The sequence below is a fragment of the Streptococcus sp. 263_SSPC genome (genome assembly GCF_001071995.1).
Taxonomy (GTDB): Bacteria; Bacillota; Bacilli; order Lactobacillales; family Aerococcaceae; genus Granulicatella.
In genome coordinates this window covers 1-1,705 of the sequence record NZ_JVNU01000013.1, presented here as the reverse complement: position 1 = coordinate 1,705, position 1,705 = coordinate 1, and the positions used below count along the sequence as shown (strand labels likewise).

Annotated in this window: 3 protein-coding genes; all 3 read right to left on the bottom strand. The window is 33.1% G+C overall.

The genetic code is table 11. The features are described 5' to 3' along the window. A partial coding sequence (locus tag ADH02_RS00690) for an ISL3 family transposase (RefSeq protein ID WP_048781743.1) occupies positions 1–476 on the bottom strand: 476 nt, incomplete at its 3' end. Positions 477–649: 173 nt separating this feature from the next. After that, entirely contained in the window at positions 650–1,375 is a 726-nt protein-coding gene (locus ADH02_RS09570; protein WP_048781745.1) for an LPXTG cell wall anchor domain-containing protein, read from the bottom strand. A gap of 177 nt (positions 1,376–1,552) precedes the next feature. Further along, on the bottom strand, positions 1,553–1,705 hold a 153-nt coding region (locus ADH02_RS00680), incomplete at its 5' end, for an IS3 family transposase (protein ID WP_048781683.1).

Below are 1,705 nucleotides of genomic sequence, written 5' to 3'. Positions count from 1 at the left end.
TGTAATGGTTTAATGGTCAATAATCGTGCTGTATCATCTATGATACGTCTTACAGTATGAACTGAAACATTTGTTTCTTTTGCAATATATGTTTCAGATACTGTTTCACTTATTTTTGCCTTAATTTCATTTTTTAAACGTTTCGAAATATGACAATGTTTTTCTACGATTCTACTAGTGTCTGCGGTAAATGAAGAGCCGCATTCTTTACAGAGAAATCTCTGCTTGCGTAGATTTAAGTAGGCCGGTAGGCCTGAAACAGAACAGAGAGTGATACGAGAAGTTTTCGTGCCATTTTTGACGATATTATTATTTTGGCTAACACATCCACAAACGGTACAAAATTCTGGTTTATGCGTATATGTAGCTGAATAAAATAAAGATTTTCTCTTTTTAAATATCTTCTCTTGAACTGTATTATCCCAGATAATGTTTTTATCTTTGATTTGTAGCGTAGCTTCTAGTATATTGTTCATATGGTCATCATCCTTTTGTATTAGGTTTAGGCGCTTTTAATATAATGGATGTTGGCCTTTTTGTATACACTAAAATAGGGTTGATGGAAAATTTCCATCAACCCTAAAAATTATAGAACCAAATTAAAAGAGGTAGATGTAAAATCTACCTCTTATTGTATTTATAGTGTTCTTTAAGCTGGAGCAGGAGTACCTGGCTTTATAGTTACTTCTTCTTCAGATTCAGTTTGCTCTGTAGTTGTTTCTTCTGTAGTTTCCTCTGTGGTTGTTTCACCAGTTGTTGGACCTTCAGTAGTAGGTGTCTCTGTTGTAGGTGTTTCAGTTGTTGTTACTTTAGTAGTTCCACTTTCAGTAGTAACCGTTGTTGTTTCATCACCTTTAACAATGATATACCCAACATATTCATAACAATCAATTTCATCTACAGTAATTTCTTCTAATTGTGAAATAGAGTCTACTTTAGTTTCACCGTTTAAGATTACTTGAGAAGCGTCTACAGATCCAACAAGGATGCTACCGGCTCCAATTACAAATAAAATAGTAACTAACTTTTTACCTTTATTTGATTTTAATAAAGCATAGGCTGCGCCTAACACAAGGATTCCAGCACCAAGTGTCACTAAACCTGTTGATGTTCCAGTGTTAGGAAGAGACGGTTTATCAACTGGACATCCCACTGTTTTGTAAACTAATTTTACAGAAGTAGTAGAGTTAACGACTCCTGTTGGTTTCCCAGAAATAATTAATTCTTTTTCAGAATTAGAAAGTGAAGCAATATCAACATTCGTGATGTTCACTTTAGTCGTACTATCTGCATAAGCAGAAGTAAAATTAGAAGCGAAAATTGCTGTTAAAAACGCTAAAGAAATTAGGGCTACTATTTTTTTGAATGATTTCATAATAAATCCTTTCCTTTTTTATTCTATTATTTATGAAATTATAATGGAAACGGTGAAAATTTGCAAAGGAATGTGAAATCATTATTTTTCCTTTCAAAGGAAAATATCGAAATAAAAACGGACAGCTAGAACGGGACTGACCCCAAAAAGTGAGAATTTAATAAAAACACCCTAGGGCTACCGTCTCCGGTATTCAACCGGAGACAGGTAGTCCAATTTTTGTTGGATTCTATTTTCATTATAATATTTGATGTAATTTTCTACAATTTGAATTACAATAGAAGATGAAGTTATTACTTCATCTTTTATGTAGAAAGCTTCGCACTTTAG